The sequence below is a fragment of the Ruegeria sp. AJ12 genome (assembly GCF_056536245.1).
The window spans coordinates 1,793,231-1,815,734 of sequence record NZ_JBQFJJ010000001.1 but is presented as its reverse complement, the minus strand read 5'-3'; the positions used below and the strand labels follow the sequence as shown (position 1 = coordinate 1,815,734).

The 22,504-nt window shown below is 61.4% G+C and carries 23 protein-coding genes; 9 read left to right on the top strand and 14 right to left on the bottom strand.

Annotated features, from left to right (window positions below; genetic code table 11):
- Nucleotides 1–99: 99 nt before the first annotated feature.
- Both ACR3E0_RS09205 and ACR3E0_RS09200 read left to right on the top strand, forming a co-directional pair.
- Nucleotides 100–966, top strand: coding sequence for a helix-turn-helix domain-containing protein (locus ACR3E0_RS09205; RefSeq protein WP_480478296.1), 867 nt, complete (start codon nt 100–102; stop codon nt 964–966).
- A 93-nt stretch (nt 967–1,059) separates the two neighbouring features.
- A complete protein-coding gene (locus ACR3E0_RS09200) occupies nt 1,060–1,242 on the top strand; it encodes a hypothetical protein (RefSeq protein WP_480478294.1) in 183 nt (60 codons plus the stop codon).
- A 23-nt stretch (nt 1,243–1,265) separates the two neighbouring features.
- On the opposite strand, the gene ACR3E0_RS09195 is transcribed toward ACR3E0_RS09200, so the two are convergent.
- Genes ACR3E0_RS09195 through bcoG form a run of 4 tightly spaced genes read right to left on the bottom strand, consistent with a single transcriptional unit; the run spans nt 1,266 to nt 4,999 of the window.
- A complete protein-coding gene (locus ACR3E0_RS09195) occupies nt 1,266–2,027 on the bottom strand; it encodes an SDR family oxidoreductase (protein ID WP_480478292.1) in 762 nt (253 codons plus the stop codon).
- Nucleotides 2,024–3,490 (bottom strand): carnitine 3-dehydrogenase, encoded by a 1,467-nt coding sequence (locus ACR3E0_RS09190; RefSeq protein ID WP_480478290.1) that lies wholly within the window; start codon nt 3,488–3,490, stop codon nt 2,024–2,026. The genes ACR3E0_RS09195 and ACR3E0_RS09190 overlap by 4 nt, the downstream gene beginning before the upstream one ends.
- 46 nt (nt 3,491–3,536) lie before the next feature.
- Nucleotides 3,537–4,085, bottom strand: coding sequence for a lipocalin family protein (locus ACR3E0_RS09185; protein WP_480478289.1), 549 nt, complete (start codon nt 4,083–4,085; stop codon nt 3,537–3,539).
- A complete protein-coding gene (gene bcoG / locus ACR3E0_RS09180; RefSeq protein ID WP_480478287.1) occupies nt 4,082–4,999 on the bottom strand; it encodes a 3-dehydrocarnitine:acetyl-CoA trimethylamine transferase BcoG in 918 nt (305 codons plus the stop codon). The genes ACR3E0_RS09185 and bcoG overlap by 4 nt, the downstream gene beginning before the upstream one ends.
- Before the next feature lie 133 nt (nt 5,000–5,132).
- On the opposite strand from bcoG, the gene ACR3E0_RS09175 reads away from it, so the two are divergent.
- Nucleotides 5,133–6,119: a GlxA family transcriptional regulator gene (locus ACR3E0_RS09175; protein WP_480478285.1), complete on the top strand. Its 987-nt coding sequence runs from the start codon at nt 5,133–5,135 to the stop codon at nt 6,117–6,119.
- A gap of 70 nt (nt 6,120–6,189) precedes the next feature.
- Here ACR3E0_RS09175 and ACR3E0_RS09170 read toward each other — a convergent pair whose 3' ends face one another.
- The 3 genes from ACR3E0_RS09170 to ACR3E0_RS09160 are packed head-to-tail and all read right to left on the bottom strand — an operon-like array spanning nt 6,190 to nt 9,202.
- On the bottom strand, nt 6,190–7,236 hold the full coding sequence (locus ACR3E0_RS09170; protein ID WP_480478283.1) for an aldo/keto reductase: 1,047 nt from the start codon (nt 7,234–7,236) through the stop codon (nt 6,190–6,192).
- A 36-nt stretch (nt 7,237–7,272) separates the two neighbouring features.
- The gene (locus ACR3E0_RS09165; RefSeq protein WP_480478281.1) at nt 7,273–7,731 is read right to left on the bottom strand and encodes a DNA polymerase III subunit chi; all 459 of its coding nucleotides are present in this window, start codon (nt 7,729–7,731) and stop codon (nt 7,273–7,275) included.
- A gap of 4 nt (nt 7,732–7,735) precedes the next feature.
- On the bottom strand, nt 7,736–9,202 hold the full coding sequence (locus ACR3E0_RS09160) for a leucyl aminopeptidase (RefSeq protein ID WP_480478279.1): 1,467 nt from the start codon (nt 9,200–9,202) through the stop codon (nt 7,736–7,738).
- A 229-nt stretch (nt 9,203–9,431) separates the two neighbouring features.
- Here ACR3E0_RS09160 and lptG point away from each other — a divergent pair, with 229 nt between their 5' ends.
- The 5 genes from lptG to rsmA are packed head-to-tail and all read left to right on the top strand — an operon-like array spanning nt 9,432 to nt 15,736.
- Entirely contained in the window at nt 9,432–10,532 is a 1,101-nt protein-coding gene (lptG, locus tag ACR3E0_RS09155) for an LPS export ABC transporter permease LptG (protein WP_480478277.1), read from the top strand.
- Nucleotides 10,532–12,691, top strand: a complete 2,160-nt coding sequence (locus ACR3E0_RS09150) for an LPS-assembly protein LptD (RefSeq protein ID WP_480478275.1) — start codon at nt 10,532–10,534, stop codon at nt 12,689–12,691. The genes lptG and ACR3E0_RS09150 overlap by 1 nt, the downstream gene beginning before the upstream one ends.
- Nucleotides 12,682–13,935, top strand: coding sequence for a peptidylprolyl isomerase (locus ACR3E0_RS09145; protein WP_480478273.1), 1,254 nt, complete (start codon nt 12,682–12,684; stop codon nt 13,933–13,935). The genes ACR3E0_RS09150 and ACR3E0_RS09145 overlap by 10 nt, the downstream gene beginning before the upstream one ends.
- The gene (gene pdxA, locus ACR3E0_RS09140) at nt 13,932–14,897 is read left to right on the top strand and encodes a 4-hydroxythreonine-4-phosphate dehydrogenase PdxA (RefSeq protein WP_480478271.1); all 966 of its coding nucleotides are present in this window, start codon (nt 13,932–13,934) and stop codon (nt 14,895–14,897) included. The genes ACR3E0_RS09145 and pdxA overlap by 4 nt, the downstream gene beginning before the upstream one ends.
- Nucleotides 14,894–15,736, top strand: coding sequence for a 16S rRNA (adenine(1518)-N(6)/adenine(1519)-N(6))-dimethyltransferase RsmA (rsmA, locus tag ACR3E0_RS09135; protein ID WP_480478269.1), 843 nt, complete (start codon nt 14,894–14,896; stop codon nt 15,734–15,736). The genes pdxA and rsmA overlap by 4 nt, the downstream gene beginning before the upstream one ends.
- A gap of 68 nt (nt 15,737–15,804) precedes the next feature.
- On the opposite strand, the gene ACR3E0_RS09130 is transcribed toward rsmA, so the two are convergent.
- The 3 genes from ACR3E0_RS09130 to prfA form a co-directional block, all read right to left on the bottom strand.
- The gene (locus tag ACR3E0_RS09130) at nt 15,805–16,398 is read right to left on the bottom strand and encodes a DUF4167 domain-containing protein (RefSeq protein ID WP_480478267.1); all 594 of its coding nucleotides are present in this window, start codon (nt 16,396–16,398) and stop codon (nt 15,805–15,807) included.
- A 240-nt stretch (nt 16,399–16,638) separates the two neighbouring features.
- The gene (prmC, locus tag ACR3E0_RS09125; RefSeq protein ID WP_480478265.1) at nt 16,639–17,484 is read right to left on the bottom strand and encodes a peptide chain release factor N(5)-glutamine methyltransferase; all 846 of its coding nucleotides are present in this window, start codon (nt 17,482–17,484) and stop codon (nt 16,639–16,641) included.
- Nucleotides 17,481–18,536: a peptide chain release factor 1 gene (gene prfA, locus ACR3E0_RS09120; protein ID WP_480480997.1), complete on the bottom strand. Its 1,056-nt coding sequence runs from the start codon at nt 18,534–18,536 to the stop codon at nt 17,481–17,483. The genes prmC and prfA overlap by 4 nt, the downstream gene beginning before the upstream one ends.
- Nucleotides 18,537–18,599: 63 nt before the next feature.
- Here prfA and ACR3E0_RS09115 point away from each other — a divergent pair, with 63 nt between their 5' ends.
- A complete protein-coding gene (locus ACR3E0_RS09115) occupies nt 18,600–18,887 on the top strand; it encodes a hypothetical protein (RefSeq protein WP_480478263.1) in 288 nt (95 codons plus the stop codon).
- Here ACR3E0_RS09115 and ACR3E0_RS09110 read toward each other — a convergent pair.
- The 4 genes from ACR3E0_RS09110 to ACR3E0_RS09095 form a co-directional block, all read right to left on the bottom strand.
- Nucleotides 18,834–19,232: a DUF1499 domain-containing protein gene (locus tag ACR3E0_RS09110; protein WP_480478261.1), complete on the bottom strand. Its 399-nt coding sequence runs from the start codon at nt 19,230–19,232 to the stop codon at nt 18,834–18,836. The genes ACR3E0_RS09115 and ACR3E0_RS09110 overlap by 54 nt on opposite strands.
- A gap of 69 nt (nt 19,233–19,301) precedes the next feature.
- Complete coding sequence (speB, locus tag ACR3E0_RS09105; RefSeq protein WP_480478259.1) at nt 19,302–20,249, bottom strand: agmatinase; 948 nt, start codon at nt 20,247–20,249, stop codon at nt 19,302–19,304.
- Between the two features lie 99 nt (nt 20,250–20,348).
- Nucleotides 20,349–21,311 (bottom strand): agmatinase, encoded by a 963-nt coding sequence (speB, locus tag ACR3E0_RS09100; protein ID WP_480478257.1) that lies wholly within the window; start codon nt 21,309–21,311, stop codon nt 20,349–20,351.
- Nucleotides 21,312–21,323: 12 nt separating this feature from the next.
- Complete coding sequence (locus ACR3E0_RS09095) at nt 21,324–22,487, bottom strand: M20 aminoacylase family protein (protein WP_480478255.1); 1,164 nt, start codon at nt 22,485–22,487, stop codon at nt 21,324–21,326.
- Nucleotides 22,488–22,504: the final 17 nt, after the last annotated feature.

Below are 22,504 nucleotides of genomic sequence, written 5' to 3'. Positions count from 1 at the left end.
CATTTTTATTGTTCTTTCAAAAGGGTTACTTGCGCGCCGACCTGTTGCATATTCTGTAAATGATTAACAAAACTCATCAGACATGATATTTATCACCATATGGATGAAAAAATCGACAAACGAGACCGTGCTGCTCGGTTTCGCCGGCGCTTGGCCCGGGCCATGGAAGACCGTCACGTCAGTCAAAGCGCGCTGGCACGCACGATTGGCGTGGACCGGTCCACCGTTTCGCAATTGCTGACAGATGACGGCGCGCGTCTGCCCAACGCCCACGTGGTCGGCAGTTGCGCATCTGCCCTCGGCGTATCCGCGGACTGGTTGCTCAGCCTGTCCAACCGGCCAGAAAGTGCGGCGGAACTGCTGGCGAGTTCCCTGTCCATGACCGAAGCGCCGCGCGCCCTTGTGGATGAACGCATCTTTGAATGGCATCAGGAGGCCGCAGGGTACAAAATCCGCTATGTCCCTGCCACGCTGCCGGACATGCTGAAGACCCGTGCCGTGCTGGAATGGGAATATGCCCCGCATCTGGGCCGGACGGCGGATCAGGCGATTGGGGCGTCCGCGGACCGTCTGACATGGATGCGCAGCGCGCAGTCGGACTACGAAATCGCCATGCCGCTGTATGAAATCCACAGCTTTGCCCAGGGGGTTGGATACTATCAGACCCTGCCGCTGGACGTTCGGCTGGAACAGATCGATCACCTGTTGGACCTGTGCGAGCAACTATATCCGCGTATGCGCATCTATCTGTTTGATGCCAAAAGGCTCTATTCTGCGCCGGTGACGATTTTTGGCCCGCTGCTCTGCGTCTTCTACGCTGGCAGCCACTACATGGCCTTTCGGGATCGCGATCGTGTCGAAGTCTTTACCCGCCATTTCGATACGCTGGTCCGCGAGGCCGACATGACAGCCCGAGACTTCCCCACCCATCTCGCCCAGCTACGCGACGAGATTTCGCAGGCCTGAATCCCTGCAACCCGTGCGCGAGGCGCGATCCTGTAGTATAGTCCTTGTGCGCGAACCATCGGGCATTCCAAACTCAGACGGAGGATGACGGGAATGGACGCACTCAAAACCGCTCAATACGCACGCGCTTTGTACACGGCCCATGGCGACCGGGCCGAGGCGGAAGCCGCTAAAAAGATGCGCGAATCCGAGGCCGCCGGGCACACACAGCAAGCACAGGACTGGCAGGCGGTACGCCAAACCATTCGCCAGATCCGGGGCCCGAATCAGGGCTGATTTCGTCGCCAGCTGCCGTTACATCAGACTTTCGGGTCCGGGTTGACCGTGTGGCCATCCACGGCAATGACCTGGCCCGAAACCAGTCGGGCTGCGTCTGAAGCAAGGAAAACGGCCATATTGGCGATATCCTGCCCTTCGACAAACCGACCCATCGAGGTGCCCGAGGCATAGCCTTGGTATACCTGATCGCGGGTCATGCCCTTTGCGGCAGCCTCGCGGTTCAGCACACCCTCCATCCGGGGCCCCTCGACCGAACCTGGACAGATCACGTTACAGCGCACGCCATGCGGACCCAGTTCCATGGCCAGTGTCTTGCCCAACCCGATCATGCCCCATTTAGCCGCCGCATAGGGCGCACGGTTGGGATATCCGTACTGACCGGCGGTCGATGAGGTGATCAGCACCACACCGCTGCCCTGCTGTTTCAGAATGGGGGCTGCATGTTTCGCACACAAGAATGCGCCTTCCAGATTGACAGAAAGACATGTGCGCCAATCTGTTAGCGCTACATCTTCAACCAATGCTGTTGGCCCTGCGATGCCCGCGTTTGCGCATAATACGTCCAATCCACCCCAGTCTGACCGGATCTCGGAAAACAGCGAACGGACGGCGGCCTCGTCCGAGACATCCGCGTTTGTGCGGCGCCAGTCTGGCGGGCAGTCGGCCAATGCGGCCTCGTCTACATCGGCGACCCAGACCTGCGCGCCTGCGGCGTCAAACGCCTCGGCCATCGCCCGCCCGACACCGGACGCGCCGGCAGTGATCAGCACCCGCGCGCTCATGCGGGCCTCCGGATGGCTGCACCCGCGCCCTCGGGGTATGGCAGTTGCGCCTGTGCCGCTGCAATCCGGGCCATGGCCGCTTCGATTTCGGTCGACGGTGCGCTCGGACGCCGGGTTTCAAGACTGACATGCAGCAGGAAACTCTCACCAGTCGCCAGCAGCGTGTCACCCTCATACATGCTGTGAAACAGATGCAGCTTCTTGCCCTGCCCCAACAGCATCTGCGTGCGCACCTCGATTTTGGCGCCTGCATGCGCTTCGCCCATGTAGCGGATGTGGTTTTCGGCTGTGAAATAGCTGCCGCCCGAGGCAATGTAGTCGGCGTCACAGCCGATGATTTCCATGAACCGGTCGGTCGCGGCGGCAAAGGCTTCCAGATAGCGCGCCTCGTTCATGTGGCCGTTGTAATCGGTCCAGTCCAACGGCACCGCGCGGGACAGGGTCAGGATCGGTTGGCTCAGGTCGGCCTGCTCCATCGTCGGCAAGGTACCGGGTTTCAGCGCGGCGTCATGCTGGTTCAGCACCGCGCCCGCGCCCCAGTCCTGGGCCTTGAGCGCGCGCATCATGCCCACGAGATTGTTGTCGCGAATACGTTCCAGTTCGCGGATCGAGTGCATTCCGGACTGCGCATCCGACTGATCGGCAATCATGTCCACCAATTCATCGGTGAAGTCCGGCACATCCATCAATTTGGTCCAGGGCCATTTCAGGGCCGGACCGAACTGCGCCATGAAATGCCGCATCCCGGCCTCGCCACCCGCCACACGATAGGTTTCGAACAGGCCCATCTGCGCCCAGCGGATACCAAAGCCCATACGGATGGCTTCGTCGATCTCTTCGGTCGTCGCGATCCCGTCTTTGACCAGCCACAAGGCTTCACGCCAGACCGCCTCCAGAAAACGGTCAGCGATATGGGCGTCGATCTCTTTTCTGACATGCAACGGAAAGAACCCGACCGAGGTCAGCAACTCTTTGGCCCGTTGGATCATGCCCGGCGCGTTCTTTTCCGTGGGCACCAGTTCGACCAGCGGCAACAGGTAGACCGGGTTGAACGGGTGGGTCACCACGATCTGCTCGGGGCGCAATGCACCCTCCTGCAGTTCGGACGGTTTGAAGCCACTTGTCGATGACCCAATGATCGCGCCCGGATCGCACGCCGCCTGCAACCCCTTGTAAACCTTCAGCTTCAGGTCCAGCCGTTCCGGCACGCTTTCCTGAATCCACGCCGCCCCCTGCACGGCGTCAGCCATCTCAGCATGGAAACTCAACACACCCTCTGGTGGCAAAGGCACATCGCTCAGCCCGGGCAACGACCGGCGCGCATTGTCCAACACTTCACCGATCTTGCGCTCGGCCTCAGGGTCCGGATCGAACACCCGCACATTCCAGCCATTGAGCAGGAACCGGGCAGCCCACCCGCCACCAATTACACCGCCACCGATGATAGCAGCCGTCTGTTTCATATTTTCACTCCTTTGCAGCGCGAGCAAAACGCCCGGGTCGCCTGTGTTAATCGTTCGGCTGGAATTGAAGAACATCGAGCAGTTTCTCGGTCTCGTAGCCGTTTCGCTGCAAAACTGACTCGGCCCAGTCCCGATCTTCCCCGGAAATCTGTGACCGTCTGGCCAGAACCCAACCCGTCGTTCCGCGCGGAGCGCCGATCACGGCAACCGAATAGTCTGGCCTAAGGCCGAGCACCCAATAATCTCCGCGCGCAAACGGCAACCATGGCACAAAGGTCACCGAGAGCTTTCCGGGTCCTTCGACACGTGCGGTGCCCTCTGCTTGCCGAACAGGGCCGCTTAGTGTTTCCTCCCGGCAGGTGTTGGTGACCGATATCTTGCCGTCATCCAACAAGCCGTACTCGGCGGTCACGCCCACACAGCCGCGTTCGAACCGATTGGGAAACCTGGCAATTTCGTACCAAAGGCCCAGATACCGCTGAATGTCCAACTCCTGAACCGTGCTCATTTCAACGGTCCGGTCGCGATAGGGTGCGCCCCAGGCGGGCACCGCCAGAACGAGCGTGATCACCGAAATCAGCGCCCGGCGAATCATGCCGCCACCGGTGCCCGTTTCACCAGCCCCAGCTTTTGGCGCACCTCCTGCGGCCCGATCACGCGCGCGCCCATGTTCTCGATGATGGTCCCGGCGCGTTCGACCAGCTGCCAGTTTTCGGCCAGAACGCCTTTGCCCAGCCACAGGTTGTCCTCCAGTCCGACGCGCACATTGCCACCGGCCAGTACAGCCGCTGCGACATAGGCCATCTGACTGCGACCCAGCGAAAAGGCACTGAACGTCCAGTCATCGGGTACGTTGTTCACCATGGCCATGAACGTGTTCAGGTCATCCGGCGCGCCCCAGGGCACCCCCATGCACAGTTGCACCAGGGCCGGACTGTCCAGCACGCCCTCTTTCACCAGTTGTTTCGCGTACCACAGATGACCGGTGTCAAAGGCTTCGATCTCGGGTTTGACGCCCAGATGGGTCATCATGCGCCCCATCGCCTGCAGCATACCGGGCGTGTTGGTCATGACGTAGTCGGCCTCGGCAAAGTTCATCGTGCCGCAATCCAGCGTGCAGATCTCGGGCAGGCACTGGGCCACATGCTCAATACGCGCAGCGGCCCCGATCATGTCGGTGCCGTCCTCGCGCAGCGGCAGCGGCGCCTCGGTCGGGCCGAACACCATGTCGCCGCCCATACCCGCGGTCAGGTTCAGCACCACATCGACCTCGGCCTCGCGAATGCGGTCCGTCACTTCACGATACAGGTCCAGCCGACGGCTTGGGGCCCCGGTTTCCGGGTCGCGCACGTGGCAATGCACCACCGCTGCCCCGGCCTTGGCCGCCGCGATCGCACTGTCGGCAATCTGTTGCGGCGAACGCGGCACATGCGGGCTGCGATCCTGCGTTCCGCCCGAGCCTGTCACGGCGCAGGTGATAAAGACGTCGCGGTTCATTTCCAGCGGCATTGTGTTTTCCCCAGGTTATACCGGCTTTCGCCTTGGGTTTTCCCCAGACTTCTCCCCGGATTCCGAATTGCGTTTGCAGGCGAGTCTGACGCAGCCTTGGCACAACAACTTGCCAATATGCGAATCAGACTTGATGAAATCCGCAAAAAACTTCCTCCAACCCGAACATCGCGCCCTGAAAACGGCGGTGCTGGTGCTGGACGACTGCAACACGCTCAGCTTTGCCTCGGCCGTTGATCCCATGCGCGCGGCCAACCGGTTGGCAAACCGGCCCGCGTTTGACTGGAATTATGTGACTGCGACCGCGAAACCCGCCACGCTGACCAGCGCGCTGAGTGTCCCCGGCATTCCGCTGGCCAGGCTGCAAGGCTGCGACCTGATGATCGTGGTGGCCGGGTTCCAGTTGGTGCGCCACGCCACGCCCAGCCTGTTGGCCGGCCTGCGCCGTATAGCAAAGTCCGGCGCGACGATGGCCGGTATCGATGGCGGGCCTTGGTTGTTGGCCGAAGCCGGATTGCTGGATGGGCACGCGGCGACAACCCACTGGGAAGACCTGGAAACCTTTGCAGCCCGCTTCCCGGATGTCGACGTCCGTCCGGACCGGTTCACCGTTTCGGAGAATCGCCTGACATCGGGCGGTGCCATCCCGGCTGTGGACATGATGCTGCACATCATTGCCGCCCGCCACGGGGCAGGCTTTGCCGCGCGGGTGTCAGGCCTGTTCCTCTACGATGGCGCACCCGAAGCGTCCAAACCGCAGAGCCGGACCGGTGCGCCGCATCGCCACTCTGCCCTGACGGCCAAAGCCAACGCGCTGATGCAGGCGTCTCTGGACGATCCCCTGCCGCTGGCAAGCATCGCCGACCAACTGGGGACCAGCTCTCGCACGCTGCAACAGCAATTCCGATTGCGGCTGAACACCACGCCGCAAGATCACTATCTGCAGCTGCGCCTGGCCGAGGCGCGCCGTCTGGTCGCGGATACCGACACGCCCCTGATGGATGTGGCCTTGGCCACCGGCTTTGCCTCACAATCCAGCTTTGCACGGGCGTTCCGCACGGCGCATGGCAGGTCCGCCCGCGACCTCAGGCAAGCGCGTGTGCACCCCACCCATCACTGACCGGATCCCCTTCATCTGGCCAAAAATACCTCGGGGGGGCCGCGCAAGGCGCGGCGGGGGCAGAGCCCCCCTAAAACGGCATCGGATGGGCGCGATGCGCTGCCCCGATCTGCGTCAGCACCTCTTTGGGCAGCTCCACATCCGCACCGGCCAGAATATGCTCCAACTGCGTGACCGACGTCGCCCCGAATATCGCCGACAGCAGGAAAGGCCGAGTCCGGCACCAGGCAAGCGCCATGTGAACAGGGTCCAGTCCGTTGCGCTCGGCAACGTTCAGATAAGCAGCGACCGCATCAAACACACGACTGGACTTGCGGCCTCCCATTTCGGGCACCAGTGACATGCGCGACCCTTCCGGTACCGCGTCATGTTGGTATTTCCCGGTCAGAAACCCGGCCGCCAGCGGAGAGAACGCCATCAGACCGACATCCTCATGCATGCTCAGTTCGGCCATGTCCGTATCAAAATGGCGACACATCAGCGAGTACTCATTCTGCACCGAGGCCACCCGCGGCGCACCCATCTGTTCAGCGATCCGCAACCATTGCGCCGTACCCCAGGCGCTTTCGTTGGACAGGCCAAAGGCCCGGATGTTCCCCTTGTCCACCTGAGACTGCAGGGCCTCAAGACAGTCCTGCATATTGTCCAGAACTTCATTGGTGTTGTGCCCGGACGGCGCATAGTTCCAGTTCTGCCTGAACATGTAACTGCCTCGATTGGGCCAATGGAACTGGTAGAGATCGATGCAATCTGTCTGCAGGCGGCGCAAGGACCCTTCGATGGCGTCGGGTATCGTCTGGCCCGAGATCGGCGCGCCGTCCCGGGCATGCGAGAACCCCGCGCCGGAATGTTTGGTCGCCAGGACATAGTCGTTCCGGCGGGACGGGTTGGCCGCGTTCCAGTTGCCCAGAATTTCCTCGGTGCGGCCCACGGTTTCTTTCGAGATCGGGTTCACCGGATACATCTCGGCCGCGTCCACAAAATTGATCCCGGCTTCCAGCGCCAGATCCATCTGTTTATGGGCGTCTGCTTCGGACGTTTGGGTGCCGAAGGTCATCGTTCCAAGGCACAAATCCGACACCATGATCCCGGTGCGGCCCAAAGGCTTCATTTCCATCTGTCACTCTCCTGAAATGTTTTTCAAAGCAAGGTCTTACGCCTCGGCTTTCTTCTCCCACCGCCCCGATTCCTCGGACCAGTACTGGGCCGAACAACCGGCACCCGTGAGGTCTTTCCATTGCGTACGGGCGTGGTCGAGGGCCTGATCATCATTTCCATCGAACAGGATGCAAACCCGTTCCAGCGCATCCACTTCGCCCGGCGCGACCGGGGCACCATCCACCGCCATGACGCAGGACGGGCTGTTGGCCGCCTCAATGGCAGTTGTCAGGAGGATCGGTTGCGCCGCATCATGCGCCCCACCCGCAACCCCATGCGGCAGAAACCCGTCTTCCGGCCCCAGCCACAGTTTCTCGTCCAGCCAATCCATCCGCGCGGGATCGGTGCCCCGCACGGCAATCCGCCACCCGGCCCGTCGTGCCTTGTCCAGAAGAACCGGCAGGGTCCGCTCCAGCGGCTGACGGGTCAGGTGGTAGAAATAGACGGCCCCCATGCGATTACTCGAAATTGTCCTGCACGAACCGGCTGAGCGCGCGCACACCCCACCCGGTCGCCCCTTTGGGCGCATAGGACGTTTCCGACGACACCGAGGCGACGCCGGCGATGTCCAGATGGATCCAGGGCGTCTCGTCCTTGACGAACCGTTGCAGGAACTGCGCTGCAGTGATCGATCCGGCGGGCCGTCCGCCGACATTCTTCATGTCCGCAATGCGTGACTTGAGCTGCTTGTCATAGGCCTCGCCCAGCGGCATCCGCCATGCGCCCTCATCTTCGGCCTTGGCCGATTTCAGGAACGCGTCGCAGAAGGTGTCATTGTTGGAAAACACCCCGGCATTCTCATGCCCGAGACCGATGATGATCGCGCCGGTCAGCGTGGCCAGATCGATCATGCCAACAGGTTCGAACCGCTCTTGCGCGTACCACATGACGTCGCACAGCACCAATCGCCCTTCGGCGTCGGTATTGATGATCTCGACCGTGTCGCCCTTCATCGATTTCACGACATCGCCCGGACGGGTCGCGTTGCCCGACGGCATGTTCTCGACCAGCCCCACGAGGCCCACGACATTGGCCTTGGCTTTGCGCTTGGCCAACGCGCGCATGGTGCCCGCAACAACGCCCGCGCCGCCCATATCCATGGTCATGTCTTCCATACCGGCCGAGGGTTTCAGCGAGATACCACCGGTGTCGAACACGACCCCCTTACCCACCAGAGCCAAAGGCGCGTCATCCTTGTCTCCGCCCTTCCACTGCATGACGACAACCTTCGAGGGGCTGTCCGACCCCTGCCCCACGCTCAGCAGCGTCCGCATGCCCAGCTCGGCCAGTTTGGCCTCGTCCAGCACTTCGACTTCGAGGCCCAGAGATTTCATTTCGACCAACCGGTCGGCAAATTCGGTTGTGGTCAGAACGTTTGCGGGCTCGTTCGTCAGATCCCGCGTCATGCGAACCCCGTCGGCAACACCGTATAGCGGCGCAAATACGCTCTCGACTTCGTCATGTTTCGAGTGGCTGATCGTAACCGCGCCAGACTCTTCGTTTTCCTTGGTCTTGTGCGCATCGAAATCATAGCTGCGCAGGGCCATGCCCAGCGCCAGATCTTCGCACCGGACCTGATTGCCCGCCATCACCAGGATGCCCTTGCCGCCAGCCAGCTTTGCCAGAGCCGCGCCCGCCTTGCGTGCCTCGTCATTGTCGGGTCTGCGCGGCAGAACCAGTACGTCTAGGGCCACGGCCGCCATGCCGCTTGGCCAAGCCATCGAGATCACGTCACCGGTTTTGGCCTTACCGAATTTCTCGCTTTCGACCAGCCGCGCGACCGCGCCCCGCGTCAGCCGGTTGGCGCGCCGCGCCGCAGGGTTCATCTTGCCGTCGGATGGGATGATGATAGCCACCCGCCCCTCGGCCTGAGCCATCGCATCTACATCAAAAGCCTCAAAGCGGACCGGAACAAGACTGCTCATTGCAAACTCCTCAAATTCTGTTCCACAAGACCTAGCCCGCACCGACCGGCTTGACCAGATAGCAGTTTTCCCCGCCCCTCAATTGCATTAAGGTCTCGAAAAAATGACCGGCAGGCTCGGGGGAGAATGAAGTGGCACTACACGGCAGGCATAGGCCGTCGCGCATGATCACATGCGGGGACGAATCTGGCCTGAACCCCCACTTCGCAAGCCCTGCGGGGACAGCACCGTGATCCTGGACCGCTATTTTGCCCGCCGTTTTCTGCAGAGCTTTCTGGTGATTGGCGGCGTTTTTCTGACGCTGATGATTCTGATCGACCTGATCGAACAGGTGCGCCGTTTCAATGACATTGATCTGTCCTTTGGCCGTTTGCTGCACCTGACGCTACTGAATACGCCAGCAGCCATCAGCGAAATGCTGCCTTTGCTGATCATCCTGGCCACAATCGCTCTGTTCATCGGCCTGGCCCGCAGTTCGGAACTCGTGGTGACGCGCGCAATCGGGCGATCCGGCATCCGTGCCCTTGTGGCCCCTGTGCTGCTGGCTCTGACGATCGGCGCGCTGGCGGTTGCGCTGCTGAATCCGATCGCGGCCGCGACCTCCGAGGCGTATCAGCGCCTGTCCGACTCGCTGCGCAACGATGGCAGTTCCGCACTGTCCATCAGTGGCGAGGGTCTGTGGCTCAGACAAGGGTCTGACGCCGGCCAATCGGTCATTCATGCGAAGGGCACCGGGAACGGAGACAGTTTACGTCTAACCGATGTGACGATCATTTCCTTCTCACCGGACGGCAAACCGACTCAGCAGATCATTGCCAACCGGGCAGAGTTGGACGACGGCAAGTGGGTTCTGTCCGATGCCAAGGTCTGGACCTTCGTGGATGGCGTGAACCCCGAGACGACGTCTGTACAACATCAACGGCTGGAACTTCCGACCTCGCTGACGCGGGAACGCATACTGGACACGCTGGGACAGCAGGATTCGGTTTCCGTCTATGACCTGCCACAGCTGATCCGCGATCTGCGCGAGGCCGGGTTCTCGACAAAACAATACGAGGTCTGGCTGCAGGTCCAGTTGGCGCGCCCGTTGTTTTTGGTCTCGATGGTTCTGATCGGAGCAGCCTTCACCATGCGTCACGTCCGGTTCGGCGGCACCGGGATTGCCGTGCTGACGGCAGTGCTGCTGGGGTTCGCCATCTATTTCGTCCGCAACTTTGCGCAGATTCTGGGAGAAAACGGACAATTGCCCGTCTATGTCGCCGCCTGGGCGCCACCCTTTGCCGCAATTCTACTGTCTCTGGGCCTGTTGCTGCATGCGGAGGACGGTTGATGCGACGCATCACGTCCTTTTTGGTGACAAACGCCCTGGCGCTGGTTTTGCCGATTGGCCTGTCGGCTCAGACTTCCCCTGCTCAGAATACCAGCCAAAATGCGCCCGAACAGGCTCAACCGGCGCTCCTAGTGGCCGACAAAGTCTTTATCACCCCCGAGCGCAAGCTGGTGGCCGAAGGCAATGTCGAGGCGTTTCAAGGCGATGTGAAACTGACTGCGCAACGTGTGGTCTATGATCGCGATACGGGGCAACTGACGCTCGAAGGCCCCATTCGCATTGATCAGGGTGGACGCTCAACAGTGCTCGCAGACGCCGCGGAACTGGACAGCGGCCTGCAAAACGGGTTGCTGACAGGCGCGCGGCTGGTGTTCGATCAGCAGGTTCAGATCGCCTCCGTGCAGGGCAGACGCGCCGCCGGCAGATATACGCAATTCAGCAAGGTCTCTGCGACGTCCTGCCATGTTTGCGCCGACGGAAGACCGCCGCTGTGGCAGATCCGGGCACGCAAGGTCACGCATGATCAGTTGGAGCGTCAGCTGTATTTTGAAGGCGCGCAGTTGCGCGTTCTCGACTACCCGGTCTTCTATTTCCCGTACTTGCGCCTGCCGGACCCGACACTGGAGCGTGCCAGCGGATTTCTGGCGCCGTCGATCCGCACAACCTCACAATTGGGGACGGGCGTTCAGGTTCCCTATTTCTTCAAGATCGGCGATCATAAGGATTTGACGCTGACGCCGTACATCTCGCGCAAAACCCGGACACTGGGTTATCGGTACCGGCAGGCCTTTGTGAACGGGCGCATCCAGATCGAGGGCGCCTTCACCCGCGACGACCAGCAACCCGATCAGGATCGCGGGTATCTGTTCGCCAACGGCTGGTTCGACCTGAAGAACGACTATCGGCTGACGTTCAACCTTCAGACCACGTCAGATGACGCCTATCTGGTTGACTACGGCCTGCCGGATCTGGATCGCCTACGCAGCGAAATCTCACTGGAACGGATCAAGCGGGACACCGCTTTCAAGACCAGCCTGATCTATTTCAAGACATTGCGTGACAGCGAGGATCAGGATGAAATTCCATCGCGCGTCTTTGATCTGAACTACCAAAAACGGTTTTTTCCCAGCACCTTGGGAGGCGAAGTTCGTCTGAGTTTCATTACTCACGCCCACGAGCGCACCAGCGACGAAGACATCGTCGGTCGCGACGTTGCCCGCGCGACCTTTGACGCGGAATGGCTGCGCAGCTGGACCTTTGCCTCGGGTTTGCGGGCCGATGCTGAAATCGGTGCGTCAGTGGACACGTTCAATATCCGGCATGACAGCGAATTTCCCGATCAGGTCACACGGTCGACCCCTCGGGTGGCCCTGACCCTGCGATATCCGATGACGCGCCGCGAAAAGTCCGGTGCGACACAGTTTCTGGAACCGATTGCGCAATTCGGATGGACCCACGTCTCGGACACCGACGTTCCCATCGATGAAAGCACCTTTCAGGAGTTCGACCAGGGCAACCTGTTGTCGTTGTCGCGTTTCCCTGCCGAGGACCGGCGCGAGGACGGTCCAACTGCCGTCGTCGGCATGAACTGGGCCCGGTATGACACCCGTGGATGGCAAGCCCTGGCAACGGTTGGGCAGGTCTTTCGCGCCGACGCCGATCCGGATTTCACACTCACATCCGGTCTGCAAGGCACATCTTCGGACCTGTTGCTGGCGGGGCAGATCAGGACGGCAAACGGCTGGTCTCTGGCTGGGCGCGGCCTGATTGACGGCGATTTCAGCTTTGCCAAGGCGGAAATTCGCGGTGAATGGAACCAGGACGGTTCCGGCCTGTCCGGCAGCTATATCTGGCAGGAGGACGACCCGGCGGAGAATGATGGCGAAATCTCCGAAATCTGGCTGCGCGGGCGATACCAGGTCGACCAGAACTGGCTGACCCGAGCCGAGGCACGCTATGATCTGAGCGAATCCGAACCGATCCGGCTTGGCCTCGGGGTGACCTACCAGAACGAATGTGTTCAGGTTAACATGTCCGTAAGTCGGCGCTTTACATCGACATCAACTATTGAGCCTACGACGGAATTCGGCTTTACCCTTTCGCTGACGGGGTACGCCATAGAAGGCGGCGGCAAAAAGTATAAGAGAACATGCAGTTGATATCAGGTTTCATCAGGTTTCTTCGGTCCGGCTTGTCCAAGCCGACGGCTCCGGCTCTGGCCGCAACAATCTTGGCTTTCGCAACGTCTCAGGCAGGCGCGCAAAGCCTGTTTTCACCGGCGATCCGCGTCAACCAGGACATCGTCACCTGGTACGAGTTGGAACAGCGTCAGCAGTTCCTCAATGCGCTCGGCCTGCCCGGCGGGTCCGAGGACGACGTGCGGCAGGCCCTGATTGACGACCGCCTGCGCAAACAGGCGATGCGCGATGCCGGCATCCAGGCCGCGCCTGAAGACGTGCAATTGGGCATCGACGAATTTGCCAGCCGTGGCCGGCTGAGCACCGAGCAGTTCCTGCAACTGCTTGACAATGAGGGTGTCGATCCGGAAACCGTTCGCGACTATGTGGCCGACCAATTGTCCTGGCGGGACTACGTAAGTGCCCGTTTCCTGTCTCAGGCCAGACCCACGGACGACGAAATCAACCGTGCTTTGGGTCAGACCGGCGGCGGGGGTCTGCAGGTTCTGTTGTCCGAAATCATCATTCCGGTGAATCCGCAGACCTTGGCGCAAACCGAGTTGCTGGGCGAAGAGATCGCGCAGTTGCAGGGGTTCGACGCCTTTTCATCTGCCGCAGCCCAATACTCGGCAGCCGCAACCCGCGAGAATGGCGGGCGTCTGGACTGGCTCAATATCACCAACCTGCCGCCGGCACTGCAACCGGTGATCCTGGGGCTTCAGAATGGCGAAATCACCGATCCGATAACGCTGCCCAACGCCGTCGCCCTGTTCCAGTTGCGCGGATTGCGCGAGGTCGCGACCAGCGCCCCGCGTTTCTCGAACATTGACTACGCCATCTATTACCTGCCCGGAGGGCGCAGCGCGGACACGCTGGCCGACGCCGCCCGCCTGAGGGAGGACATTGACACCTGTGACGACCTTTACGGCATCGCCAAGGGTCAGCCCCCCGAAGTGTTGGAGCGGATCGAGGCCAGCCCGTCCGAGATCCCGCAAGACATCGCGGTGGAACTGGCCAAGCTTGACCCGAACGAAGTGTCAACGGCGCTGACCCGCAACAACGGACAAACACTGATGTTCCTTATGCTGTGCAACCGGACCCGCGATTTGGGTGAGGATACCTCGCGCGTGGATGTCGCCAATGCCCTGACACAGCAGCGGCTTCAGGCATTCTCGGAAAGCCTGTTGGAACAATTGCGCGCCGACGCAACAATCATCGAGCAATGATCGCTCCAATCGCGCTCAGCTGCGGTGACCCGGCCGGAATCGGCCCGGAAATCGCAGCCAAGGCGTGGGCACACCTGCGCGGGACCTGCCCGTTTTTCTACATCGGTGATGCGTCTCATTTGCCGGACGGCACGCCAACGCAACACATCACGGATCCTTATGAAACCCTTGAAGCCAGTGCAAACACCCTTCCCGTGCTGCACCTGGACTTTCCGGCTCCGAACGTACCGGGCCGGCCTGACCCGGCCAACGCACCGTCGGTGATTGATGCGATTGAACGCGGCGTGGCACTGGTGGAGTCCGGTGCCGCGTCGGCGCTATGCACAGCACCGATCCACAAGAAAGCGCTGATTGACGGGTCGGGGTTTGCCTTTCCCGGGCACACCGAGTTTCTGGGCGCGCTCGCGGGGTGCGACCGGGTGGTGATGTTGCTTGCCAGTGACCAGTTGCGGGTTGTTCCGACAACCATTCACATCCCGCTGTCGCGCGTGCCCTCCGCCTTGACCCCGGATCTTCTGAAAGACACCATCACGATCACGGCAGAGGGTCTGCGCCAGCACTTCGGCATTGGGCATCCCCGGCTTGCTGTTGCGGGTCTCAATCCCCATGCCGGTGAAGGCGGAAAGATGGGCACGGAAGAGCTGGACTGGATTGCTCCGATGCTGGCTGAACTGGACGCGGGCAGTTTCACGGTCACCGGCCCACATCCGGCGGATACCCTGTTCCACGCGGCGGCCCGTGCGCGCTATGACGCGGCCATCGCGATGTATCACGATCAGGCCCTGATACCGATCAAGACACTGGATTTCGATCGGGGCGTGAACGTGACGCTGGGCCTGCCGTTCATCCGCACCTCGCCCGATCACGGCACCGCGCTGGACATCGCCGGACAGGGTGTCGCCAACCCCACCAGCCTGATCGAAGCCCTGAAACTGGCGCAGAAAATGGCGTCCAGGTCATGAGCGGGATCGATGCGCTGCCCCCGTTGCGCGAGGTCATTGCCAGGCACCAGCTTTCGGCCCGAAAGTCCCTTGGCCAGAACTTTCTGCTCGATCTCAATCTGACCGCCAAGATCGCCCGTCAGGCCGGTGATCTGACCGAATGCGACGTGTTGGAAATCGGACCGGGCCCCGGCGGGCTGACCCGGGGGCTGCTGTCCGAAGGTGCGCGCCGGGTTGTCGCCGTCGAAAAGGACACCCGGTGTATCGCCGCGCTGAACGAGATCGCCTCGGCCTATCCGGGTAGGCTTAAGGTGATCAACGGCGACGCGCTTGAGATCGATCCGCTGGCGCATCTGACGCCGCCGATCCGGATCGCCGCCAACCTGCCCTACAACGTGGGAACCGAACTTCTGGTCCGGTGGCTGACGCCACCCGACTGGCCCCCCTTCTGGCAAAGTCTGACCCTGATGTTTCAGCGCGAGGTTGCTGAACGTATTGTCGCGCACCCCGGCAGCAAGGCCTATGGCAGGCTCGCGATTCTGGCGCAATGGCGCTGCAAGGCACGTATTGCAATGTCCCTGCCCCCCGGCGCGTTCACCCCGCCGCCCAAGGTGTCAAGCGCTGTGGTCCATCTGACCGCTTTGCCGGAACCCAGATATCCTGCGGACGCCGCGACCCTGTCCCGCGTTGTTGCTGCGGCGTTCAATCAGCGCCGAAAGATGCTGCGTGCTTCACTCAAAGGCGTGGCACCAGATATCGAGGACCGGCTGATCGCGGCGGGTGTCAAGCCCACGGACCGTGCGGAACAGGTTTCACTCGAAGCATTTTGCGCGCTCAGCCGACAGATTCGAAACCCCTGAAGCTTCGGACAAGAAAAAACCCCGACGCAGTCGCCGGGGTTTCGACATTCACTGAGTATGCCCGAGGGTCACTCGGCCGCTTCGGGTGCATCCCCATTATCGCTGGCCGCCTCTTCCTGCGCAGCGGGGGCCGCTTTGGGCTTCCGCGTGCGCGGCCTGCGCGCCGGTTTTTCCTTGCGCTCGCCTGCCTCGGCAGCCGCAGGCTCGGCACCCTGGCTTTCCGGGGTATCGACAAGGCCCGATTCGGGCGTTGCCGCTGCCTCTGAACCAAAGTCCAGAACATCAGGCTGCGGCGCTTCGGCGGGGTCAGCCTGACGGGCAGCTTCGCGTTCCTGCCGCTCGGCGCGTTCGCGATCGCGTTCGGCCTGGCGCTCGCGATTCTGCCGTTCCTGCTCTTCGCGGCGTGCTTCCATCTCGCGCTGCGCGTCGCTCAGCAAACGCAGGTAGTGCTCGGCATGCTGCTGAAAGTTCTCGGCCGCAACGCGGTCGTTCGACAGTTGCGCGTCGCGCGCCAACTGGTTGTACTTGTCTATGATCTGCTGCGGCGTGCCACGTACCTTGCCCTCGGGACCCGAGCTGTCAAAAACCCGGTTTACGACGTTACCGCCGGAAGGACGATTGCGGTTGTTCTTGGCCCGCGAGCGGGATTTGGAGGATCTCATCTACTTTACGTCAGCCTTGTCAATTCGCTGTCAATCAACCCTTACTTTGCACTGCTCTGAGGCTTTTGCCGTACCAAGTTGTCGACTATTTTGGGCTTGGCGTCAGGGGCGCGCTGAAACAGCGTCAACCTCGCCGACTACACATGAGTAAACATGTCCTGCATGGGCAGACAAGAGGATTCTCGGAAATTTCGCAGCTTTTTTACCGGGACCGGCGTTTTTTGGCCTCAGTCGGCGGGTCTATCCCGGCATTCTTGCCCCAACGACCCGGTCCCGCCCGTCCAGATCGGGGATCACCAGAATGTCCACAAGCCCCGCCGCATCCAACAATGCAGCGACAGATTTGGCCTGCGTTGGGCCGATCTCGACCAGAAGACGCCCGCCGGGCATCAGGAAATCCGGCGCGTCGGCGGCTATGCGGCGATAGGCGCCCAGCCCGTCGCCCTCATCCGTCAGCGCCAGTCGCGGCTCATGATCGCGCACTTCGGGAGACAGCGCATCCATTTCCGCGCGCGAAATGTAGGGCGGGTTCGAGACAATCAGGTCAAACGGCCCTTCGACATTGTCAAACCAGTTCGATTGCCGGATTTCGAGCCTGTCCTGCACGTTGTGCTGCACGGCATTGGCGCTGGCCTGCAGGCACGCCGCCTCGCTCAGATCCACGCCGACTCCCGAGGCGCTGGTCCGTTCCGCCAGCAGCGTGATCAGAACGCAACCCGACCCGACCCCGAGATCCAGCACGTGATCAAACGGTTCGCTCAGAACCGCTTCGATCAGCGCTTCGGTTTCCGGTCGCGGGTCCAGAACATCGCGACTGACCCGAAAGCGCCGACCATAAAACTCGCGCTCGCCCAGCAGATGCGAGACAGGCACGCGGATAGCGCGCAGCGCGATTAGCTGGTCATAGCGCTCTGCGATGTCCGGGGACAGTTCCTCGGGCGCGATCAGGGTGACGCGGCTGGCCTCGATCCGCGCCGCATGCGCCAGCAACAGGCGGGCATCGCGGGCGGGATCATCCACGCCAGCGGCGCGCAACCGCGCGGTTGCCGCAGCCATGGCCTGCGCAGCTGTCGGTGCGCCGATCATTGCGCCATCTCGGCCAGCAACCGGGCCTGATCGTCAGCGGTCAGCGCGTCGATCACTTCGTCCAGATCGCCCTGCATCACCTGATCCAGCTTGTAGAGCGTCAGGTTGATCCGGTGATCGGTCATGCGGCCCTGCGGGAAATTATAAGTGCGGATACGCTCGGACCGGTCGCCAGAACCGACCTGGCTGGCGCGGTCCGCAGACCGTTCGCTGTCGATCCGTTGGCGTTCAAGATCATAAAGACGCGTTTTCAGCACCTGCATCGCGATCTCGCGATTGCGGTGTTGGGATTTTTCCGAGCTGGTAACCACGATGCCGCTGGGCAGGTGGGTAATTCGCACCGCAGAATCCGTGGTGTTCACGTGCTGGCCCCCGGCACCGGAGCTGCGCATCGTATCGACCCGAAGGTCATTTGCGTCGATCTGGATATCCACGTCCTCGGCCTCGGGCAGAACCGCGACGGTGGCAGCCGATGTATGGATGCGCCCGCCGCTTTCCGTTTCCGGCACCCGCTGCACCCGGTGCACGCCGGATTCGTATTTCATCCGGGCAAAAACATTGTCGCCCTTGATATGGGCCACAACCTCTTTGATCCCACCGAGGTCCGAGGCCTGCTCCTCGATGATCTCGAATTGCCACCCACGCGCCTCGGCGTAGCGCTGGTACATGCGCAACAGGTCTCCGGCAAACAGGGCCGCCTCATCTCCGCCGGTTCCCGGCCGGATTTCCAGCATCGCCGGGCGCGCATCCGCCGCGTCCCGGGGCAAAAGCGCCAGTTGCAAGGCATGTTCGGCCTCGGGGATACGGGCCTGCAGTTCGGGGATTTCCTCCTCGGCCAGCTCTTTCATATCCGGGTCAGCCAGCATGGCTTGTGCCTCGGCGAGATCACCCACCAATTGCCGCCACGCCATGATCTGATCCACCACCGGTTTGAGGTCGGAATACTCCTTGGCCAAAGCCGCGATGTCCCCGCCCGAGGCGCCATCTGCCATGGCCGCTTCGAGGTACTGGAATCGCTGGGTGATCTGTTCAAGGCGTTCTTCGGGGATCATCCGGGCGGTGTCTATCATCCGGGGGCTTTGGTCAAGGCCTCGGCCTGTGCTAAGCTGCCGCGCATGAAGAGGTTTGTTCTGGTTCTCGCCCTGTTTGCAACGCCCGCTCTGGCCGATGTCGTTGGCCCAGGAGGCAAGGTACAGGATTGCTATTGTACCGATAAATCCGGCACCCGTGTGGAACTTGGCGAAATGATCTGCCTGCAGGTCGATGGCCGCATGTTCACGGCGCAATGCCAGATGTCGCTGAACGTGCCGATGTGGCGCGAAGTGCAGGAAGGATGTCTGTCCTCAGAATTACAGCAGAGCAAGCCACCCGTCGACGCGGGTTCTGTTTACCCCAAAATCTGACCGCCCGAACCGCAATCGCCCATGGACACGCAGGGTATCTCCATCCTGTTGCACGGTGGTGTAATCGGGAAATCCAATCACCGGCGTGCGTGTGACATAGGTGATCATGCCCTCGCCCACGGACCCCGCCAAAACGGTTGTGCGTGGGGCCGCGCGCGCAATCTTATCGAACTGCGCCAGACCCTGTGGTCCGGTTTCAAGCACACGCATGACGCCGCCCTTCATGTCCCTGTCTGCCTCAATCTGCGACGCGACGTGCCAACGGTTGGGATCAGAGGGGGCGAGCCGGATATAGGCACCCAGCAGGACGACGAGGCCGATCAGCACACCTAATACCACTTTCATCATCCGCCTCGCTCCTATCACCCTGAACTTAGAGAGCGCCTCTGGCGGAACAACCCGCCACGCCCGCGTTTACCGCGACGTTACACCGGGCAGAATGCACAAAAGCTCGAACAACAGGTTGGCAGCAGTCAGGGCGGTGTTGCCCGAAGGGTCGTAAGGCGGGGACACTTCGACCAGATCACACCCGACAACGTTGATACCGCCCAGCGAGTGGATCAACTGTAACGCCTGCGGTGTGGTCAGCCCGCCAATTTCGGGCGTCCCCGTGCCCGGCGCATAGGCCGGGTCCAGACTGTCGATGTCATAGGTGACATAGACCGGATGATCCCCGATATCCTTGCGGATTTGCGAGCCCACCATGGTCAGGTTCTGTTGCCAGAGCTCCCATGCGGGAAACTGGCGGAACCCCCAGTCCTTCGCCTCGGTGAAATCCGACGCCGCATAGCCAGACCCCCGAATGCCGATCTGAAAGGTCTTGTCCGGGACGATCAGCCCCTCTTCATAGGCGCGGCGAAACACGGTGCCGTGGGTTTCTTTCTCACCGAACATCTCGTCATTGACGTCGGCATGCGCATCCACATGCACCAGGGCCACCGGTCCGTGTCTGGCCGCAATCGCCCGCAGGATCGGCAGGGTTATCGAATGATCCCCGCCCATTGCCACCGGGATCACCCCTTGCGCCAGTATGGCATCGTAGCTTTCCTTGATGATCTTGAGACTGTCGGGCAGAGAAAATGTGTTGATCGCCAGATCGCCAATGTCCGCGATCTGCAGACTGTCGAACGGGGCCGCAAAAGTGGCCATATTATAAGGCCGGATCATCGCGCTTTCGCTGCGGATCTGTTTCGGACCGAACCGCGTGCCCGACCGCCACGACGTGCCAATATCCATCGGAATCCCCAGAACGGCCACATCCAGACCGGCCAGCGTCTCCACCTGCGGCAGCCGCATGAAGGTATTCGGCCCGGAAAACCGCGCCAGATCATTGCCGCCGATTGGTTGATTGAATTGAGTCATACGCCTTTTGATCCCATCCCGTCTGAGCCCCCGCACCAGCCATAGCGGATGTATGGCTAACCAAAGGTTAAAGCCACAAATCCAAGCTGATCCTTTGTCTTACTTCAGCTTGCTCCACCCCAACAGGCAGATGATCTGCGTGGCCACATGCGCCCCGGCAATCGCTGTAGCCCCGGAGGTGTCAAACGGCGGCGATACTTCGACCACGTCCCCACCCTTGATATTGATCCCGGCGATGTCGCGCAGAATGATCTGGGCCTGGATGGACGACAATCCGCCCCAGACGGGCGTCCCGGTTCCGGGTGCGAAGGCCGGATCCAGCCCGTCGATGTCAAAGCTCAGATAGACAGGGCTGTCGCCGAGGATCCCCTTGATCTTTTGCGCCACAGCAGCGGGGCCGGCCTCGTAGACCTCACGCGCGTCGATGATGTTTACGCCCAGCGTATCCTCGTTCGAGGTGCGGATCCCCACCTGAACCGAGCGTTTGGGGTCCACGATGCCCGATTTCACCGCCTTGTAGAACATGGTTCCGTGGTCCACGCGGGACATGTCGTCATCTGCCCATGTGTCCGTATGGGCATCGAATTGCAGCAACGACATGGGGCCGTATTTCTCGGCATAGGCCTTGAGGATCGGAAAGCTGATATAGTGATCGCCCCCAAGGGTCACAGACGCGACATCTGCGGCCAGGATTGTCCGGATATGATCGGTCAGCGTGTCGGGAAAGGCCGGGATATTGGCATAATCATAGGCCATGTCGCCATAGTCCACGATGGCCAGTTCGCTCAGCGCGTCAAACGGCCAGCCATAGGGTGCATCCGGCGATTGCAGCGTGCTGGCCTCGCGGATCGCTCGCGGCCCGAGGCGTGTACCGGGGCGGTTCGTCACCGCCTGATCAAACGGCACGCCGGTCACCGCGATGTCGACGCCCGCCAGATCCTTGGTGTAGAGGCGCCGCAGAAACGACGTGGCCCCGCCAAAGGTGTTCTCATGCGAAAGCCCTTTGAGATCGGGGGTGGTGAACGCCTCGTCCACGTAGTTTTTTGCGTCTTCCAGTGCCATGTCTTTCCCCTGTCAGCCCAACGGTTGCGCCGTTTCCACAATCCGCGCAAAAAACGATGCCCCCACCGGCGCGATCTCGTCGTTGAAGTTGTATTTGGGATGGTGCAACCCCGCGGTATCGCCCTGCCCCAGGAACAGATAGGCGCCTGGGCGGGCCTGTAGCATGTAAGAAAAATCCTCGGCACCCATGTCGCGGCTCATGTTCTCGACAACCCGGTCATCACCGGACACCTCGCGTGCCACCTTTGCCGCAAAGGCAGTCTTCTCGGCATTGTTGATCGTCGCCGGATACCCCACCTGATAGTCGAGCGTGGCCTCAACCCCGTAGGACGCCGCCTGCCCCGCAACGATCTGCGCCATCCGTTCCATCACCATCTTCTGCACGGCCGGATCAAAGGTACGCACGGTGCCGTTCAGATAGGCCGTGTCCGGGATCACATTGTTCACCGTACCGGTGTGAATTTGCGTCACCGAGATCACCAGATCGTCCACCGCATAGTGGTTGCGGCTGACAATGGTCTGAATGGCCTGCGCGATCCCACAGGCGGCCATCACCGGATCGCGGGTCTGATGCGGCATCGCGCCGTGGCCGCCCCGTCCCTGAATGTTGATCTCGAACGTATCCACCGCCGCCATGATCGGGCCGGGTGTGGTGTTGAACGCACCTTCGGGATTACCCGGATCGTTGTGCAGGGCGTACACCTCGGTGATCCCGAACCGCTCCATAATGCCCTCCTGCACCATGATATCTGCCCCGCCGCCTTCTTCCTCGGCCGGCTGAAAGATCAGCGCCACGCGGCCCTTGAAATTCCGGGTCTCGGCCAGGTATCGCGCCGCACCCAGCAGCATGGTGGTATGCCCGTCATGACCGCAGGCATGCATCATGCCCGGGTTTTTCGACGCATAGTCCACTCCGGTTTCTTCGGAAATCGGCAATCCGTCCATATCGGCGCGCAACCCGATGGTCGGGCCTTCACCCTGCCCGTTGATGATCGCCACGATACCGGTTTTGGCGATGCCCTCGTGCATCTCGTCAACGCCGAACTCGCGCAGACGGTCCGCCACATAGGCCACCGTTTCGTAGCATTCGAATTCCAGTTCCGGAATCGTGTGCAGGTGTCTGCGCCAGGTGGCCATATCAGCGGCAAAGTCAGCAATACGGTTCACAACAGGCATATGGGGTGGACTCCTGA

Excerpts from the sequence above, each read along its gene's own strand:
- rsmA (WP_480478269.1), top strand. The coding sequence starts at position 14,894 with ATGAGCGGGATCGATGCGCTGCCCCCGTTGCGCGAGGTCATTGCCAGG.
- ACR3E0_RS09160 (WP_480478279.1), bottom strand. The coding sequence starts at position 9,202 with ATGAGCAGTCTTGTTCCGGTCCGCTTTGAGGCTTTTGATGTAGATGCG.
- speB (WP_480478257.1), bottom strand. The coding sequence starts at position 21,311 with ATGGCACTGGAAGACGCAAAAAACTACGTGGACGAGGCGTTCACCACC.
- ACR3E0_RS09110 (WP_480478261.1), bottom strand. The coding sequence starts at position 19,232 with ATGAAAGTGGTATTAGGTGTGCTGATCGGCCTCGTCGTCCTGCTGGGT.
- ACR3E0_RS09115 (WP_480478263.1), top strand. The coding sequence starts at position 18,600 with ATGAAGAGGTTTGTTCTGGTTCTCGCCCTGTTTGCAACGCCCGCTCTG.
- ACR3E0_RS09145 (WP_480478273.1), top strand. The coding sequence starts at position 12,682 with ATGCAGTTGATATCAGGTTTCATCAGGTTTCTTCGGTCCGGCTTGTCC.
- ACR3E0_RS09130 (WP_480478267.1), bottom strand. The coding sequence starts at position 16,398 with ATGAGATCCTCCAAATCCCGCTCGCGGGCCAAGAACAACCGCAATCGT.
- speB (WP_480478259.1), bottom strand. The coding sequence starts at position 20,249 with ATGACTCAATTCAATCAACCAATCGGCGGCAATGATCTGGCGCGGTTT.
- ACR3E0_RS09095 (WP_480478255.1), bottom strand. The coding sequence starts at position 22,487 with ATGCCTGTTGTGAACCGTATTGCTGACTTTGCCGCTGATATGGCCACC.
- prmC (WP_480478265.1), bottom strand. The coding sequence starts at position 17,484 with ATGATCGGCGCACCGACAGCTGCGCAGGCCATGGCTGCGGCAACCGCG.
- ACR3E0_RS09175 (WP_480478285.1), top strand. The coding sequence starts at position 5,133 with ATGAAATCCGCAAAAAACTTCCTCCAACCCGAACATCGCGCCCTGAAA.
- prfA (WP_480480997.1), bottom strand. The coding sequence starts at position 18,536 with ATGATCCCCGAAGAACGCCTTGAACAGATCACCCAGCGATTCCAGTAC.
- ACR3E0_RS09200 (WP_480478294.1), top strand. The coding sequence starts at position 1,060 with ATGGACGCACTCAAAACCGCTCAATACGCACGCGCTTTGTACACGGCC.
- ACR3E0_RS09205 (WP_480478296.1), top strand. The coding sequence starts at position 100 with ATGGATGAAAAAATCGACAAACGAGACCGTGCTGCTCGGTTTCGCCGG.
- pdxA (WP_480478271.1), top strand. The coding sequence starts at position 13,932 with ATGATCGCTCCAATCGCGCTCAGCTGCGGTGACCCGGCCGGAATCGGC.
- ACR3E0_RS09165 (WP_480478281.1), bottom strand. The coding sequence starts at position 7,731 with ATGGGGGCCGTCTATTTCTACCACCTGACCCGTCAGCCGCTGGAGCGG.
- ACR3E0_RS09185 (WP_480478289.1), bottom strand. The coding sequence starts at position 4,085 with ATGATTCGCCGGGCGCTGATTTCGGTGATCACGCTCGTTCTGGCGGTG.
- ACR3E0_RS09170 (WP_480478283.1), bottom strand. The coding sequence starts at position 7,236 with ATGGAAATGAAGCCTTTGGGCCGCACCGGGATCATGGTGTCGGATTTG.
- bcoG (WP_480478287.1), bottom strand. The coding sequence starts at position 4,999 with ATGCCGCTGGAAATGAACCGCGACGTCTTTATCACCTGCGCCGTGACA.
- ACR3E0_RS09150 (WP_480478275.1), top strand. The coding sequence starts at position 10,532 with ATGCGACGCATCACGTCCTTTTTGGTGACAAACGCCCTGGCGCTGGTT.
- ACR3E0_RS09195 (WP_480478292.1), bottom strand. The coding sequence starts at position 2,027 with ATGAGCGCGCGGGTGCTGATCACTGCCGGCGCGTCCGGTGTCGGGCGG.
- ACR3E0_RS09190 (WP_480478290.1), bottom strand. The coding sequence starts at position 3,490 with ATGAAACAGACGGCTGCTATCATCGGTGGCGGTGTAATTGGTGGCGGG.